This is a genomic window from Variovorax guangxiensis (assembly GCF_003952165.1).
Lineage (GTDB): Bacteria > Pseudomonadota > Gammaproteobacteria > Burkholderiales > Burkholderiaceae_C > Variovorax > Variovorax guangxiensis.
Map to the genome: position 1 here is coordinate 123,793 of NZ_RXFT01000004.1, position 16,116 is coordinate 139,908.

Genomic DNA, 16,116 nt, shown 5'->3' on the forward strand with positions numbered 1-16,116 from the left:
GCGTGCAGTCTGCGGGCTCGTCAGCCGCCTCAGTCTCCGGTATGATTGTGGAAATTTCAGTAAATACTGAAAATTCACGAAACTAAGGAATGACCAAGCACTCGCCATCCCGATCGCCGCTGCGGGCTTTCGCGTCGCCTGACGTCGGCGGGGTGGTGCAGGGTGCCGCGGCGCTGTTCTGGTTGCCGCAAGCTGCGTTGCTGGCGATGGCTGTGCAGGGGCTGGCTTCGGGGCGCGGTTTCGACGCCGTGATCTGGCCTGCTGCCGCGATCCTGCTGCTGGGCCTGGCGAGAGCGGCTTGCGAGACCTGGGGCGCGCGCCGGACTTTCACTCGTGCGCGCGCACAACTCACCGCGTTGCGCGCTCAAACCGCCGCCGCGCTGGCCGCCGGCTCTCCGCTGGATCGAAGCCGCGCGCATTCCGGGCTCGCGGCAAGCGTGCTCGCCGAGCAGGCCGAGGCGCTGGTTCCGTACCTCGTGCGGTACCAGCCCGCCCGCTGGCGCGCGACGGTGGTGCCGATCTTCATCCTGTGCGCGGTGGCTGCCTTTTCGTGGGTGGCAGCGCTGGTCTTGCTGTTCGCGGCACCGCTCATTCCGATCTTCATGGCCATCGTCGGCTGGCGCGCCAGGGCCGCGAGCGAGGCGCAGATGGTGGAGCTCGGCGGCATGAACGCCTTCCTGCTCGACAGGCTCCGTGGACTGGCAACGTTGCGCTCCCTGGGCGCTGTGGAACTCACTGCGCAGCGCCTGGGCGATTCAGCGCAATCCCTGCGCCGCCGGACGATGGCCGTGCTGCGTATCGCATTCCTCTCTTCCGCCGTGCTCGAACTCTTCTCCGCGCTGGGTGTGGCATTGGTGGCTGCGTATGTCGGCTTCCACCTGCTCGGCTCCCTCGGCTTCGGCACCTGGGGCCGCACGCTGAGCCTCGGTGAGGGCCTGTTCGTGCTGCTGCTGGCGCCCGCGTTCTTCGAGCCGCTGCGCGAGCTGTCGATGGTCTGGCACGACCGCGCCGCGGGCGAGGCTGCGCTGGAGGCACTCGGCCGCCTGCAGCGCAACGACCTGCCTCTGCCCGGTGCGAATGCTTCGCTGACACGCGCCACGACGAATGCCCACGCAGGCCCGCCGGCAGTCACCATCCACAACCTGCATTTCGCCTGGCCGGGCGAGCAGCAGGAGGTCTTCGACGGTTACGAGCTCCGCATCGCTCCCGGAGAGCACGTCGCCCTGACAGGTTCCAGCGGCAGCGGCAAGACCGTCTTGCTTTCCCTGCTCGCAGGTCTGGTGCCTGTCACGCACGGTGATATCTCCATCGGCGGCGTCGCGCTCACCAGCCACACGGTGGCCGCACTGCGCCAGCGCATGGGTTGGATGGGCCAGACGCCGCACGTCTTCGCCGGTTCCGTCGAAGCCAACGTGGCGTTGGGGCGTCCGGATGCCGATAGCCAACGTGTGGCCAATGCCATGCACTTCGCATCGCTCGAAGCCGTGGCGCAGGCCCATCCCGTCACTTCGCTGGGCGAGGGTGCGCAGGGCCTTTCCGGCGGAGAGGCCGTGCGCCTCGCGCTCGCACGCGTCGCAGTCCACCCGCACGCCGACCTGCTGCTGGTCGACGAGCCCACCGCGCATCTGGACACCGAAACCGCCGAGCGAGTGATCGACGCGCTGATCACGCTGGCACGCGGCAAGACCCTCGTCGTCGCAACCCACGACCCGGTGCTCGCCGCGCGCATGGACCGCACGATAAACCTCGGCAGCGCAGAAGCGGTGGAGAAGGCCGCATGAGCAAGCCTTCCCACATCGGCACGAACTGGCGCGACCTGCGCCGGGTCCTGCGTCCCTTCCTCGCCACGCAGCCGCGCTGGCTGCTCCTGGGCTGCCTGCTCGCGGCGATCACGGTTCTCGCAGGAATGGCCCTGCTGGGCCTTTCCGGCTGGTTCATCACCGCGACGGCACTTGCCGGCCTGCATGCCGCCACAGCCTTCACCTTCGACGTATTCATGCCGTCCGCCGGCATCCGCCTGCTCGCGCTGGGCCGCACCGCATCGCGCTACGGCGAGCGGCTGGTGACGCACGACGCCACCTTCGCCGTGCTCGCCGAACTTCGTGTGCGCCTGTTCCGCGGCTGGGCCAGGGCCGAGGCAGCGCGCCAGTTGCTGATGCGCCCGGCGCGCCTGCTGTTCCGCCTCACCGCCGACATCGACGCGCTCGAATCGCTTTATCTCCGCCTGCTCGTTCCAGCGGCCGCCGCGCTGGGGGGCGCATTGCTCGCCGGCACGGTGCTCGGCTTCATGCATGTGGCGATGGGCCTCGCGCTGACGCTCTGGCTCGTGATCGCCGGCTGGGGCATCGCATTCCTCGTGGCAAGGCGAGCGCGCCGGCCAGCCGTGCGGCGCGCGCATGGCGTCGAGACGCTGCGCGCACGTGCCGTCGATCTGGTGGCAGGGCAGACCGACCTGGTGATGGCCGGCCGCATCGACGCGCAACGCGAGGCATTGATTGCTGCCGACGCACAGCTTGCCAAGGCCGACTTCGCACTGAACAAGCTCGAGGCAGCCGCCGGTTTCGCCTACGGCGGCGCAGGCACCCTGACCCTCGTCGGCGTGCTGCTGGCCGTTGGCTTGCTGGTGAATGAGGGTGTCATCGGCGCACCGGCCGCAGCGCTGGCTCTGCTGGTGGCGCTCACGGCGACGGAGCCTTTCGCAGCCTTGCGCCGCGGCGCGCTCGACGCGGGCCGCACCTGGCTGGCGGTGCGGCGCCTGGCGCCCCGCATGACTTCTTCCGCGGATGAGCCCGCCGCAACGGCGAAGGCTCCCGATTCCCGACTCGCACTCCAGCTGGAGGAAGTCACCGTAGCCCACGACGGCAGCAGCATCCCCGTCCTGACCGAAGCCTCATTGGCTCTGCAAGCAGGCGAGCGCGTCGCCCTCATCGGCGCCAGCGGCGCCGGCAAGTCCACGCTCCTCGCCGCCATCGCAGGCGAGATCGCCCCCCGTTCCGGCAGCGTCCTCGCCCAGCCGGCCTGCCTGCTGACCCAGCGCACCGAACTCTTCCAGGACAGCCTGCGCGACAACCTCCGCCTCGCAGCCCCCGAAGCCACCGATGAACGGCTGCACGCCGTGCTGCAAGCCGCGGGGCTGGAAGAAGAGGTGCGTGCCTTGAGCACCGGCCTCGACACCCGCCTCGGCGAAGGCGGCCTCGGCCTCTCCGGCGGCCAGTCGCGCCGCCTCGCGCTGGCCCGCCTGCTGCTGCGCGACGTGCCGTTCTGGCTGCTCGACGAGCCTACGGAAGCGCTGGATGCAGCCACCGCGCACGACGTGCTGGATCGCCTCGCCCGGCATGCAGGCGCCCGAACCCTGCTGATCGCCACCCACTTGCGCCGCGAGGCCGCGCTCGCCGACCGCCTCGTGTGCATGAACCAGGGCCGCATCGTCGCCGACCTGCGGCGCGGCAGCGAGAGCTTCGACGCCGCGCTGCGCAGCCTGCGGCCCGACTGAATCCGGAAACGAAAAACAGGGAACACAAAGGAAGAACCCCCATGGACCTCGACATCGTCGCGCTATCGCGCCTGCAGTTCGCCGTCACGGCGCTGTACCACTTCCTGTTCGTGCCGTTGACGCTCGGACTCTCGATCATCATCGCCATCATGGAGACGGTCTACGTCATGACCGGCCGCGTGATCTGGCGCGACATGACGAAGTTCTGGGGCGTGCTCTTCGGCATCAACTTCGCGATGGGCGTCGCCACCGGCATCGTGATGGAGTTCCAGTTCGGCATGAACTGGAGCTACTACAGCCACTACGTCGGCGACATCTTCGGCGCGCCGCTGGCCATCGAGGGGCTGATGGCCTTCTTCATGGAGGCCACCTTCGTCGGCCTGTTCTTCTTCGGCTGGGACAAGCTCTCCAAGGTCGGCCACCTGATCGCCACCTGGGCCGTGGCCATCGGCTCCAATTTCTCGGCGCTGTGGATCCTCATCGCCAACGGCTGGATGCAGAACCCCGTGGGCGCGGCCTTCAATCCGCAGACCATGCGCATGGAAGTGACCGACTTCGCCGCCGTGCTGACCAACCCGGTCGCGCAGGCCAAGTTCGTCCATACCGTGTCGGCCGGCTATGTATGCGCCGCGGTGTTCGTGCTCGGCGTTTCTGCGTGGTACGTGCTCAAGGGGCGTCACCTCGAACTCGCCAAGCGCTCGATGACGGTCGCGGCCTCGTTCGGCCTGGCCGCAGCGCTCTCCGTGGCGGTGCTCGGTGACGAGAGCGGCTATCTCTCCGGAGAACACCAGAAGATGAAGCTCGCCGCCATCGAGGCCATGTGGGAGACGCAGCCTGCGCCCGCCGCCTTCACCGTGGTCGGCTTCCCCGACCAGGAGGCTCGCGAGACGCACTACGCGATCCACATTCCTGGCGTGATGGGCCTCATCGGCACGCGTTCGCTGGACACCGTCATGCCCGGCATCGACGAACTGGTGAAGCGCGCGGAGGTGCGCATCCGCGAAGGCATCAAGGCCTACGACGCGCTGCAGAAGATCCGCGAGGCCGGCGGCACCGACAAGGTGACGCAGGGCGTGCGCGGCGACTTCGAGGACAACGGCATCAACATGGGCTACGCGCTGCTGCTCAAGCGCTACGTGGACGACCCGCGCCAGGCCAGCGACGAGCAGATCGCCAAGGCCGCGTGGGACACCGTGCCGCAGGTGGCGCCGCTCTTCTGGCTGTTCCGCGTGATGGTGGGCATCGGCGTGCTGCTGATCGTTCTGACCGGCACCTTCTTCGTGCTCTCCGCGCGCCGCAGGCTCGACAGCCACCGCTGGCTGCTGAAGCTCGCCGTGTTCGCGATCCCGCTGCCGTGGATCGCCATCGAGTCGGGCTGGCTGGTGGCGGAGTTCGGGCGCCAGCCGTGGGTGATCGAGGGCGTTCTGCCGACCGCGGTGGCCGTGTCGAACCTCGGCGTGAAGACGCTGCTGCTCACGCTGGCGGGCTTCATCGCGATCTACACCGCGCTGCTCGTCATCGAGATGAAGCTCATGCTCAAGGCCATCCGCAAGGGGCCGCAGGCCGAGCACGCGCCCGACGAGGGCGACACGCTCTCGCACATTCCGCCGGCCCACGCGGGCGCGGCCATCGCAACGCCATCCACCGGGAGCGCAGCATGATCCTTCACACACTTCTCGACTACGACACCCTGCGCTTCATCTGGTGGCTGCTGATCGGCGTGCTGCTGGTGGGCTTCGCCGTCACCGACGGCTTCGACCTGGGCAGCGGCATGCTGCTGCCCTTCGCCGCGCGCAACGACATCGAGCGCCGCGTCGTCATCAACAGCGTCGGCCCGGTCTGGGAGGGCAACCAGGTCTGGCTGATCCTGGGCGGCGGCGCGATCTTCGCGGCATGGCCGCAGCTCTACGCCGTTTCCTTCTCGGGCTTCTACCTGGCGATGTTCGTGATCCTCACGGCGCTGATCCTGCGGCCCGTGGCCTTCAAGTTCCGCAGCAAGCGCGAGTCTGCGCAGTGGCGCGCGCGCTGGGACTGGGTGCTGTTCTTCAGCGGCTTCGTGCCGGCGCTGATCTGCGGCGTGGCCGTGGGCAATGTGCTGCAGGGCGTGCCGTTCCGCTTCAACCCCGACATGCACATCTTCTACGACGGCAGCTTCTTCGGCCTGCTGAATCCGTTCGCCATCCTGTGCGGGCTGGTGTCCGTGGCGATGCTGGTGGTGCACGGCGCCGCGTGGCTGCTGCTGAAGACCGCCGGGCCGGTGGCCGAGCGTGCGCGCACCTACGGCATGGTTGCCGCCGTGCTCACCGTGGTGCTCTACGCGCTGGCCGGCGTGCTGCTGGCCACGAGCATCGGCGGCTTTCGCATCAGCAGCGTGATCGACGCGACGGGGCCTTCGAACCCCCTGCTCAAGACGGTCGAGTTGCATGCGGGCGCGTGGACCGCCAACTACGCGGCGCACCCATGGACGCTGGCGGCTCCGGCGGCCGGCTTCGTCGGTGCGCTCGGTGCACTGCTGGGGCTCGCGCTGCGCCGCCCGGTGCTCGCGCTGCTCGCAGCTGCGCTCGGCATCGCCGGCATCATCCTCAGCGTGGGCGCCTCGATGTTCCCGTTCATCCTGCCGTCGTCCATCGATCCGCGCGCCAGCCTCACGGTATGGGACTCGTCATCGAGCCACCTCACGCTGTTCATCATGCTGGTGGTCACGGCCGTCTTCATTCCGCTGATCGTGGCCTACACGAGCTGGGTCTACCGCGTGCTGTGGGGCAAGGTCGACGAACAGGCGATCCGCGACGAGAGCGGCCACGCCTACTGACCAATCAAAGGAGGAATCGAAGATGTGGTACTTCGCCTGGATTCTAGGCCTGCCGCTGGCAGCCGCATTCGCCGTGCTCAACGCCATGTGGTACGAGCTGATGGACGACGAGGCCGTCCGCAAGGCCAAGCTCGGGACGCCCGAGCCGTCATCGGGGCAGGAGCGGCTGTAGCCCCCGGAAGAGGGCGGCCGGCTTACTCGGCAGCCTTCTTTTTCGACGCCGCGCCGCCGGTGATGCGGTCTTTCAGCGTCAGCACCTTCGTCACCGTCGCGCCCATGCCCATGAGCTTCATGGCGGTTTCGGGCGCGAGCCGCTGCACGTCGTCGAACCATTTCATCAGCCGGTCGATCAGGTCGTGCATCTCGCGCATGCGCTCCTGCGCGTGGCGCTCGGCTTCGCTCGTGGGCGATTCGAGCAGGGCGTTGCGAAGCATGGAGAGGGTCGGTTCGATCTCGCGGCGGCGGCGCTCCTCGGCCAGCACGCGGAAGATTTCCCACACGTCGGAAGGTGCCTCGAAGTATTCGCGCCGGTCGCCGGGGTGATGCCGCAGGTGCACCAGCCGCCATGCCTGCAGCTCCTTCAGGCCCATGCTGACGTTGGAGCGCGAGAACTCGAGCAGTTCGGCGATCTCGTCGGCGTTGAGCGCGCGCTCCGAGAGAAAGATCAGCGCGTAGATCTGCCCGACTGTGCGGTTGATGCCCCACTTGCTGCCCATCTCGCCGAAATGGGCGACGAACTGGCGGTTGAGGGGCGGGAGATCGGAAGAGTTGGCCATGCGCGGGATTGTCGCGCGGATGGCTGTAATTCCGGAAAGTCCTGAAAACTCAGTCGGCCTGCTGGCGTCGCCTGTACGAGCCCGGCGCGCCGCCGGTCCATGCCTTGAAGGCCCGCTGGAAGGCCGCGCTGTCGGCAAAGCCCAGCTCGTCGGCCAGCGCCGCGAGGGGCACGGTGCTGGTGTTGAGCCGCACGATGGCGAGGTCGCGCCGCAGCTGGTCCTTCAGTGCCTGGAAGGACGTGCCCTCGGTCGCCAGATGCCGCTGCAGCGTGCTGACCGACATGTGCAGCACGCCCGCGGTGGTCGCGAGGTCAGCCCAGGCCGGCCGGTGCTGCTGCAGCACCGCGCGCACCTTTGCGCTCACCGCCTGTTCGGCGAGCCGGGGCAGGATCACGTTGGCTGGGGAGGCCGCGAGGAAGGCCTGGATCTCCTGCGCGTCGCGGTGCACCGGCGTGTCGAGCGCGGCGGCGTCGAACCATACGGCCGACAGGGGCTGGTCGAACTGCAGCGGGCCCGGGAACACCTTGGCGTAGCCGTCGGCATAGGGCGGCGGCTCGAAGCCGAAGTCGAAGCGGCGAGCCTGCAGCCGGCCGCCGTGCAGCCAGGCGAAGAGCCGCCAATACACCCGCAGCATCAGCTCGTGCAAAAAGTTCTGGTGCTTGGGCGGCTGGATGTTCAGCCGCAGCCCGAAGCCGGCGAGCGGGCCGTCGTGCAGCAGCACCAGCGAGAGGTCGTCCTGCAGCAGGTCGAATGTGCGGGCCACGCGGCGCAGCGCCACCTCGAAGGTGCGCGCGCCCAGGGTGGAGCGCGTCATCAGCGCGAAGCTGCCGCAGCGCAGGCGCCGCGTGAGAAAACCCAGCGCCTCGTCGTCCAGGCGCTCCATCAGCAGCGCGAAGAGGGCCACGTACTGCTCGGCCGTGACGCGGGCTGCGGCCTCGTCGAGGAGTGCCGGAGCGATGCCCGCGTCTTCCAGCGCCTTTTCCACGTCCACCAGCGCCTCGCCGGGCCGCGCGCGGATGCCCGACAGCATGCCGAGGACGAAGGCGATCGGGATGGTGACGGGCGGCTGCAGCATGTCTGTGTCGATTGACCTTTTCTGCCATGCGATCGAAGCGAAGTGCAATCGCCGGACGGCGGCTGGATTTCTACCATGCGTCTGCACAAGAACGAGACGGAGACAAACCCATGTACCTGACCCAGGGCCTTCACCGGGCCGTGCAGCAGCGCCCCGACGCCATTGCCGTGCGTTTCGCCGGCCGTGTCCGGACATTCCGCGACTTTGCCGAACGCGTCGCCCGCCTGGCCGGCGCGCTGCAGCGGCTGGGCATGCAGGCGGGAGACCGCGTCGCCATGCTGTCGCTCAACTCCGACCGCTACCTGGAATACCAGATGGCCGTGCCCTGGGGCGGCGGCGTGCTCAACCCGTGCAACATCCGCTGGTCGGCCGCCGAGATCCTGTACTCGCTGGAAGACTCGGGCTCGCGCATCCTGCTGGTCGACGAGACCTTCCGCGCGGTCGTCGAGCAGATGCGCGGCCAGTCGAAGAGCCTGCGCGAGGTCGTCTACTGCGGCGACGGGCCCGTGCCCGCCGGCATGCACAGCTATGAGGGCCTGATCGACGCGGCGGCCCCGGTGCCCGACGCCGTGCGCCGCGGCGAGGACCTGGCCGGCATCTTCTACACCGGCGGCACCACCGGCTTTCCCAAGGGCGTGATGCTGAGCCACACCAACATCTGCAGCTCGGCGCTCGCGGCGCAGGCGGAAGGGCTGGCACCGGCCGACGGCTGCTACCTGCATGCCGCGCCCATGTTCCACCTGGCCGACATGGGGCTGGCCACGCCGCACTGGTTCACGGGCAACACGCACGCCATCATTCCCATGTTCACGCCCGAGGGCGTGCTCGACACCATCGAGCGCGACCGCGTGACCAGCCTGCTGCTGGTGCCCACCATGATCCAGATGCTGGTGGACCACCCCGCGATGCGACAGCCGCGCGACCTGAGCAGCCTGAAGAACATCACCTACGGGGCCTCGCCGATCTCCGAGGCGGTGCTCAACCGCGCGATGGAGGCGTTTCCGGGCGTGGGCTTCGTGCAGGCCTACGGCATGACGGAGCTGTCGCCCATCGCCACGCTCAACCCGGCGTACTTCCACACGGCGGAGGGCCGCAAGCGCGGCAAGCTGCGCTCGGCGGGTCGCGCCAGCGTGTGCATGGAAGTGCGCGTGGTCGATGCCGACGACAAGGAGGTGCCGCGCGGCACCGTCGGCGAGGTGGTTGTGCGCGGGCCCAACGTGATGCAGGGCTACTGGAACAAGCCCGAGCAGACCGCCGCTGCACTGCGCGACGGCTGGATGCACACCGGCGACGGCGCCTACATGGACGACGACGGCTTCATCTTCGTGGTCGACCGCATGAAGGACATGATCATCAGCGGCGGCGAGAACGTCTACTCGGCCGAGGTCGAGAACGCCATCAACCAGCATCCCGCGGTGGCTGCCTGCGCCGTCATCGGCATTCCCAGCGAGGAGTGGGGCGAGGCGGTGCATGCCGTGCTGGTGCTCAAGCCGGGGCAGGGCGTGCAGCCCGAGGAGCTGATCGCCCACTGCAAGACGCTGATCGCCGGCTACAAGTGCCCGCGCAGCGTGGCCGTCGTCGATGCGCTGCCGCTCTCGGGCGCAGGCAAGGTGCTCAAGACCAAGCTGCGCGAGCCCTTCTGGCAGGGCCGGCAGCGCAGCGTGGCCTGAGCCCGCTCTACCTTTCTTTTCGAACTTCCAGACAAGGAGCCTTTCATGAGTCAAGACGTTCACGTGGTCGGGGTCGGCATGATCCCGTTCACCAAGCCGGGCGCGAACCAGCCCTATCCCCAGATGGCCGCACAGGCCACGAACACTGCTCTGAAGGACGCCGGCATCGGCTACGAGCTCGTGCAGCAGGCCTACGTGGGCTACGTGTACGGCGACTCCACCGCCGGCCAGCGCGCTCTCTACGAAGTGGGCATGACGGGCATTCCGGTCGTCAACGTCAACAACAACTGCTCGACCGGCTCGACGGCTTTGTTCCTCGCGCGCCAGGCGGTGGCCAGCGGCGCGGCCGACTGCGTGCTGGCGTTGGGCTTCGAGCACATGAGCCCCGGCGCGCTCGGCGCGGTGTTCAACGACCGGCCCAGCCCCTTCGACCACTTCGAGAACATCACCGACGAGCTGGTCGGCAACGAGCAGGTGCCGCTCGCGCTGCGCTACTTCGGCGGCGCCGGGCTCGCGCACATGCAGCAGTACGGCACGCAGATGTCGACCTTCGCGAAAATCCGCGCCAAGGCCAGCCGCCACGCGGCGAACAACCCCGTGGCGCTGTTCCGCACCGTCGTCACCGAAGAAGAGGTGATGGCCGCACCCGTCATGTGGCCCGGCGTGATGACGCGGCTCATGGCCTGCCCGCCCACCTGCGGCGCGGCAGCCGCCATCGTCTGTTCGCCCCGATTCGCCGAGCGCCACGGACTCGACCGCAGCGTGCGCATCAAGGCGCAGGCCATGACCACCGACCGCCCCATCACCTTCGAGAGCCGCGACATGCGCGAGGTGGTCGGCTTCAGCATGGCCCAGGAAGCCGCGCAGAAGGTGTACGACGCGGCCGGCGTCGGCCCGCAGGACGTCGACGTGGTCGAACTGCACGACTGCTTCGCGCACAACGAGCTGCTGAGCTACGAGGCGCTGGGCCTGTGCCCGGTGGGCGGCGCGGAGAAGTTCGTGGTGGACGGCGACAACACCTATGGCGGCAAGGTCGTCACCAACCCGTCGGGCGGGCTGCTGTCGAAGGGACACCCGCTGGGCGCGACGGGGCTGGCGCAGTGCACCGAGCTGGTCCAGCAGCTTCGCGGCACAGCAGACAGGCGGCAGGTGGAAGGTGCGCGGCTCGCGCTGCAGCACAACCTCGGGCTGGGCGGCGCCTGCGTGGTCACGCTCTACGAGCGCGTCTGAGAGAAGGGCTGCCAGATGATCGATAGGAAGTGGATCGGCCACGAACTGCCAGCATCGGTGCTGCCCATCGAGCGCAGGCGGCTGCAGTTCTTCGCCAAGGCCATCGGCGAGACCGACCCCGTCTACACCGATGCCGCCGTCGCGCGCGACGCCGGCTACCCCGACCTGCCCGCGCCGCCGACCTTCCTGTTCGCGGCCGAGCTGGACTCGGGCGCTTCCGACCGGCTGCTGGCCGGCCTGGGCATTCCGCTGTCGAAGCTGCTGCACGGCGAGCAGGGCTTCAGCTACCACCGGCCGGCCTGCGTGGGCGACACCGTGACGGTGCGTTCCACCATCACCGACATCTACGACAAGAAGAACGGCGCGCTCGAATTCGTCGTCAAGACATCGCGTGCCACCAATCAGCGCGACGAGCTGGTGGCCGAGCTGCGCTCGGTGATCGTCTGCCGCCATTGACGAAGGAGCCTGCACCGATGACCGCACCGACCTACGACGCCGTGAACGTCGGCGACGAGTTGCCCGCGCTGCAGCTGCCGCCCGTGAACCGCACCACGCTCGCACTGTTCGCGGGCGCGTCCGGCGACCACAACCCCATCCACATCGACACCGACTTCGCGCGCAAGTCCGGCATGCCCGACGTGTTCGCGCAGGGCATGCTGGGCATGGCCTGGCTGGGCAGGCTGCTCACGCAGTGGGCGCCGCAGTCGCAGCTGCGCCGCTTCGACGTGCGCTTCCAGGGCATCACGCACCTGGGGCACGCGGTGCGCTGCGGCGGCCGTGTGGTCGAGAAGCTGGAGCACGAAGGCGAGCGCTGCGTGCTCGTGGAAGTGCACAGCGCCAATCAATACGGGCAGACGCGCATCGCCGGCGAGGCGCTCATCGCGCTGCGCTGAATCAACACGACAAGGAAAGAACGCAGACATGACACCCAAGCTCGACGGCAAGGTCGCCCTCATCACCGGTTCGGGCCGCGGCATCGGCCGGGCCATCGCGCTCAAGCTCGCGTCGGAAGGCGCGCGCATCGTCGTCAACGATCTCGACGCACAGCCGGCGGAAGAAACGGTGCAGGAAATACGTGCGGCCGGCGGCCAGGCGGTGGCATGCACCGGCAGCGTGGCAGCGCCCGATTTCGCGGAGCGCTTCGTCGGCACGGCTGTGAGCGAGTTCAAGGGGCTCGACATCATCGTCAACAACGCCGGCTACACATGGGACAGCGTGGTGCAGAAGATGACCGACGAGCAGTGGTACGCCATGATCGACGTGCACCTGACCGCGCCGTTCCGCATCCTGCGCGCGGCGCAGCCGGTGATCCGCGCGCTGTCGAAGGCCGAGACCGAGGCGGGCCGGCGCGTGGTGCGCAAGGTGGTCAACATCTCGTCGGTGGCGGGGCTGTTCGGCAACGCGGGGCAGGCGAACTACGCGGCGGGCAAGGCGGGCATCGTCGGCCTCACGCAGACGCTGGCCAAGGAGTGGGGCCGCATGAACGTGACGGTCAATTGCGTGGCCTTCGGCTTCATCCAGACGCGGCTGACGGCCAGCACCGCCGAGGCGTCCACCGCGAACATCGAGGGCCGAGAGATCAAGGTCGGCATCAACCCTGGGCTGCTGGCGATGATGGAGCAGTCGATTCCGCTGGGACGCGGCGGCACGCCCGAGGAGGCGGCCGGCGCCGTGTACCTCCTGTGCGCGCCCGAGTCGGACTATGTGAGCGGCCAGACGCTGATGTGCAGCGGCGGCCTGACAGGCATCTGAGCATGGAAACCGCCGAGGGCATCGCCTGGAGCGTGGAGGAGGGCATCGGCCGCATCGTGCTGAAGCGGCCGGAGCGCGCCAACGCGATCGGGGTGCGCAGCGGCCGCGCGCTGGTGCGGGCCATCGACGAAGTGCTGGCGGGCAAGCCGCGCGTCATCCTGCTGACCGGAGAAGGCCGCGTGTTCTGCGCCGGTGGAGACATCGACGAGTTCGTGGCGGCCGGCGAAGCGTTGCCGTCGCTGGTCGACGAGATCCTGGACCGGTTGCACCCGGCGCTGCTGCGACTGTCGAACAACCCCGCGCCGCTGGTCGTCGCGGTGAACGGATCCGTCGGCGGCGCGGGCGTGGGGCTGGCGCTGTGCGGCGACTTCGTGCTCGCCGCGGAATCGATGAAGCTGCGTACGGGCTATGCGGCCATCGGGCTTTCGCCGGATGCGGGCGCGTCGTACTTCCTTGCGCGCCGTGTGGGGCCAGTGCGCGCGCAGCAGTTGTTGATGCTGAGCGACTCCATCGACAGCCAGCGCTGCCTTGCGTGGGGCGCGGTCGATGCGCTGCATCCGGACGACGAACTCGCGGCTGCCGCCGAAGCGCTGGTGGCCCGGCTCGCGCATGGTGCGAGCGCATCCTTCGCCGCCATCAAGCAGCTCTGCGCCGGCGCGCCCGGCCGGCCCTTCGAGCAGCATCTGGCGCTGGAGCACAGGCTGCTGCGCGAGCGTGCCGCCAGCGCCGATGCGCGCGAGGGCGTGGCCGCCTTCGTGGAGAAGCGAGCGCCCAGGTTCAAGGGAAGCTGAACGCCACGGCCGTCAGCCGTTGCGCTTGAACAGCTTCGCGATGCCCCAGAGCGCCGCGCCGCCGGCCACCACCGCCAGCTTCGCGAACTTGGCGAGGAAGGCCGCGATGACCGCGAACAGGCCCAGCTTCTTCACCGCCGTGCCGGCCACCAGCGCGGCCAGGCCGTAGGCGGCGACCTTGTCCGTGGACGCGTTGAAGTCGGCGTACTTCTTGCCGTCGTCGTACTGGATCGCGCCGAGGAGCTTGCTCGCGTCGGGCTTGTACTTGTCCAGGTCCTTCGCGTTGGTGATGAGGTTCAGGCTCAGGTAGCCCTCGCGGCCCAGCGCGTAGGTGTTGTAGTTGACGCCTTGGTCGCCGTCGGTGCCGCCCTTGCGCTTCGACAGGGCCGACCACACGAGGCGGTGCGAGGATGCGTCGTACTGCGGCTTCTGCGCCCAGCCCGTGACCTCGATGGACGGGATGCCGCGCTTGGCGCGTTCCTCGTTCGCGGCCTCGGTGCCTTCCTTCAGGCTCTTGAGCAGGTCGTCGGCGTTCCAGTCCTTGGCGTCGTCGTCCTTGATGTAGCCCTCCTTCACGAACTTCACCACCGCCATCCAGTCGGCGTCGTCGGCGGGGAAGATCGCGCCGATGAAGGTGTCGTCGGTGCGGTTGCCCATGCTGCGCATGAGCTGAGCGGCGGCCGGCGTCGGCACCCACACGTAGCCCGCGGGCAGGTGCAGGTGGGCCTGGTCGCGCAGGGTGATGTCGACGGGGCCGACCTTCTGCACGGCTTTTGCGGCCTTGAAGGCGGCGTCCTGTTCGGCTTCCAGCGAACTGGCCGTCGATGCCTGAGTCGATGGAGCGGACGGGGTGCTGGTGGGCGATGCGGCTTGGCTGGTCTGCGCCACGAAAGCGGCGCACGCGAGCAGCACGCCGGCCGCCAGGCGGGTGGTTTGAATACGCAAGTTCTCTCTCCTCGGTTGTTATCAGTCTGGTGAGCCGAGGGAGTTTAGGGGCTGTGCGGAATGTGGCGGGTCGTGGAGCGCGAGGCTGCTACTTCCAGGGCGTCGGCGCCGGCACCTCGCACACCGGCTCCACATCGACGCTCTTGAAGTCCGCAGGCGAGACGATTTCCAGGTACTCCATGTCGGGCGAGTAGTCGAACAGGAAGTGGCGGATGCCCGGGCGCTGGTGCACTACGTCGCCGGCCTCGACCAGCGTTTCCTTGTCCTCGTACATGAAGCGGGCCCAGCCCTTGACCATGATCACGATCTGGAAGTCTGCCTCATGGCGGTGCCAGCCGGTGCCCGTTTCCGGTGCCATGTTGGCCTTGACCAGATGCGCGATCACCTTGCCGTTGGTGGCCTCCGCCACGCCCAGGTCGCGGTAGAGGAAGAAGTCACGCAAACCACCCGATACGAACTCGGTGTCGCCGGGCTTCACATGGGAGAACTGGGTGGCGGTACGGTCCAGCATGGGGCGCTCCTTCGCAGGTGGTGGGTGTTGCGGTGCAACACGCATAAAGCGTTCCCGGGACGGACCCGCCGCGCGCGATTCAGCGGCTTGCGAAGCCGTCGGTTGCGCGAAGCAATCGGTCGAGGATGCCGGGCTCCGAATAGGCGTGCCCCGCGCCCTCGATCAGGTGGAACTCCGCCTCCGGCCAGGCCTTGTGCAGCGCCCAGGCATAGCGCGCGGGGCAGGGCATGTCGTACCGGCCGTGCACGATCACGCCGGGGATGCCGTGCAGCCGGTGCGCCTCGCGCAGCAGCTGGCCTTGTTCCAGCCAGGCGTCGTGCACGAAGTAGTGGTTTTCCAGCCGTGCGAAGGCGAGCGCGAAATGATCTTCGCCATGTGCCGCGGCAATCGCCGGGCTGGGCAGGAGGGTGATGGTCTCGGCCTCCCACACGCTCCAGGCGCGCGCCGCCTCGATCTGCGCCACCGGGTCGTCGCCGGTGAGCCGCTTGCGGTAGGCGCCGATCATGTCGCCGCGCTCGGCTTCGGGAATGGGCGCCTGGAACTTCTCCCATTTGTCGGGGAACATTTCCGATACGCCGAACTGGTAGTACCACTGGAGCTCCGAGCGGGTCACGGTGTAGATGCCGCGCAGCACCAGTTCGCTCACGTGCTCGGGATGCTTCTGGGCGTAGGCGAGGGCGAGCGTCGAACCCCATGAGCCGCCGAACACCAGCCACTTGTCAACGCCGGCGCGTTCGCGCAGGCGCTCGATGTCGGCGACAAGGTGCCAGGTCGTGTTGGCCTCCAGGCCGGCGTGCGGCAGCGAGCGGCCGCAGCCGCGCTGATCGAACAGCGTCAGGTCGTAGCGTGCCGGATCGAACAGGCGCCGGTGCTCCGGCGAGATGCCGCCGCCGGGACCGCCATGCAGGAACACCGCCGGCTTGGCCCCGGGAGTGCCGCAGCGCTCGTAGTAGATCTGGTGGCCGTCGCCCACGTCGAGCATGCCGCTTTCGTAGGGCGCGATGGGGGGATAGGGCTGGCGCAGTTCGGTCATTGGGGCTTCCTCTGTCGGTGCTGGATGG

The 16,116-nt window shown here is 68.5% G+C and carries 16 protein-coding genes; 11 read left to right on the top strand and 5 right to left on the bottom strand.

The window, feature by feature from the left end; genetic code table 11:
• Positions 1-89: 89 nt before the first annotated feature.
• The 5 genes from cydD to cydX are packed head-to-tail and all read left to right on the top strand — an operon-like array spanning position 90 to position 6,477.
• Positions 90-1,781, top strand: coding sequence for a thiol reductant ABC exporter subunit CydD (cydD, locus tag EJP67_RS11425; protein WP_126021828.1), 1,692 nt, complete (start codon positions 90-92; stop codon positions 1,779-1,781).
• Entirely contained in the window at positions 1,778-3,493 is a 1,716-nt protein-coding gene (gene cydC / locus EJP67_RS11430; RefSeq protein ID WP_126021829.1) for a thiol reductant ABC exporter subunit CydC, read from the top strand. Before cydD ends, cydC begins: the two co-directional genes overlap by 4 nt.
• A gap of 41 nt (positions 3,494-3,534) precedes the next feature.
• Positions 3,535-5,154: a cytochrome ubiquinol oxidase subunit I gene (locus EJP67_RS11435; protein WP_126021830.1), complete on the top strand. Its 1,620-nt coding sequence runs from the start codon at positions 3,535-3,537 to the stop codon at positions 5,152-5,154.
• Entirely contained in the window at positions 5,151-6,305 is a 1,155-nt protein-coding gene (cydB, locus tag EJP67_RS11440; protein WP_126021831.1) for a cytochrome d ubiquinol oxidase subunit II, read from the top strand. The genes EJP67_RS11435 and cydB overlap by 4 nt, the downstream gene beginning before the upstream one ends.
• A 22-nt stretch (positions 6,306-6,327) precedes the next feature.
• Positions 6,328-6,477 carry a cytochrome bd-I oxidase subunit CydX gene (cydX, locus tag EJP67_RS11445; protein ID WP_093201312.1) on the top strand — a complete coding sequence of 50 codons (150 nt, stop codon included), beginning with the start codon at positions 6,328-6,330 and terminating at the stop codon, positions 6,475-6,477.
• A 22-nt stretch (positions 6,478-6,499) separates the two neighbouring features.
• Here the strand turns inward: cydX and EJP67_RS11450 are convergent, their stop codons facing one another.
• Together EJP67_RS11450 and EJP67_RS11455 are read right to left on the bottom strand one after the other, a co-directional pair.
• Entirely contained in the window at positions 6,500-7,081 is a 582-nt protein-coding gene (locus EJP67_RS11450) for a GbsR/MarR family transcriptional regulator (RefSeq protein WP_126021832.1), read from the bottom strand.
• A gap of 49 nt (positions 7,082-7,130) precedes the next feature.
• Positions 7,131-8,156 carry an AraC family transcriptional regulator gene (locus EJP67_RS11455; RefSeq protein ID WP_126021833.1) on the bottom strand — a complete coding sequence of 342 codons (1,026 nt, stop codon included), beginning with the start codon at positions 8,154-8,156 and terminating at the stop codon, positions 7,131-7,133.
• Positions 8,157-8,266: 110 nt separating this feature from the next.
• Between EJP67_RS11455 and EJP67_RS11460 the strand changes: the two genes are divergently transcribed.
• The 6 genes from EJP67_RS11460 to EJP67_RS11485 are packed head-to-tail and all read left to right on the top strand — an operon-like array spanning position 8,267 to position 13,599.
• A complete protein-coding gene (locus tag EJP67_RS11460; RefSeq protein ID WP_126021834.1) occupies positions 8,267-9,826 on the top strand; it encodes a long-chain-fatty-acid--CoA ligase in 1,560 nt (519 codons plus the stop codon).
• A 45-nt stretch (positions 9,827-9,871) separates the two neighbouring features.
• Positions 9,872-11,056: a lipid-transfer protein gene (locus tag EJP67_RS11465; protein ID WP_126021835.1), complete on the top strand. Its 1,185-nt coding sequence runs from the start codon at positions 9,872-9,874 to the stop codon at positions 11,054-11,056.
• 15 nt (positions 11,057-11,071) lie between these two features.
• On the top strand, positions 11,072-11,512 hold the full coding sequence (locus tag EJP67_RS11470; RefSeq protein ID WP_126021836.1) for a MaoC family dehydratase N-terminal domain-containing protein: 441 nt from the start codon (positions 11,072-11,074) through the stop codon (positions 11,510-11,512).
• Positions 11,513-11,529: 17 nt separating this feature from the next.
• Positions 11,530-11,949 carry a MaoC family dehydratase gene (locus EJP67_RS11475; protein WP_126021837.1) on the top strand — a complete coding sequence of 140 codons (420 nt, stop codon included), beginning with the start codon at positions 11,530-11,532 and terminating at the stop codon, positions 11,947-11,949.
• A gap of 28 nt (positions 11,950-11,977) precedes the next feature.
• Positions 11,978-12,808: an SDR family NAD(P)-dependent oxidoreductase gene (locus tag EJP67_RS11480; protein WP_019658647.1), complete on the top strand. Its 831-nt coding sequence runs from the start codon at positions 11,978-11,980 to the stop codon at positions 12,806-12,808.
• A gap of 2 nt (positions 12,809-12,810) precedes the next feature.
• A complete protein-coding gene (locus EJP67_RS11485) occupies positions 12,811-13,599 on the top strand; it encodes an enoyl-CoA hydratase/isomerase family protein (RefSeq protein WP_126021838.1) in 789 nt (262 codons plus the stop codon).
• A gap of 12 nt (positions 13,600-13,611) precedes the next feature.
• Here the strand turns inward: EJP67_RS11485 and EJP67_RS11490 are convergent, their stop codons facing one another.
• The 3 genes from EJP67_RS11490 to pip form a co-directional block, all read right to left on the bottom strand.
• Positions 13,612-14,544, bottom strand: coding sequence for a DUF2167 domain-containing protein (locus tag EJP67_RS11490; RefSeq protein ID WP_165909616.1), 933 nt, complete (start codon positions 14,542-14,544; stop codon positions 13,612-13,614).
• Positions 14,545-14,632: 88 nt separating this feature from the next.
• Entirely contained in the window at positions 14,633-15,055 is a 423-nt protein-coding gene (locus tag EJP67_RS11495; RefSeq protein ID WP_093201273.1) for a cupin domain-containing protein, read from the bottom strand.
• A 79-nt stretch (positions 15,056-15,134) separates the two neighbouring features.
• On the bottom strand, positions 15,135-16,088 hold the full coding sequence (gene pip, locus EJP67_RS11500) for a prolyl aminopeptidase (protein WP_126021839.1): 954 nt from the start codon (positions 16,086-16,088) through the stop codon (positions 15,135-15,137).
• Between the last annotated feature and the right edge of the window lie 28 nt (positions 16,089-16,116).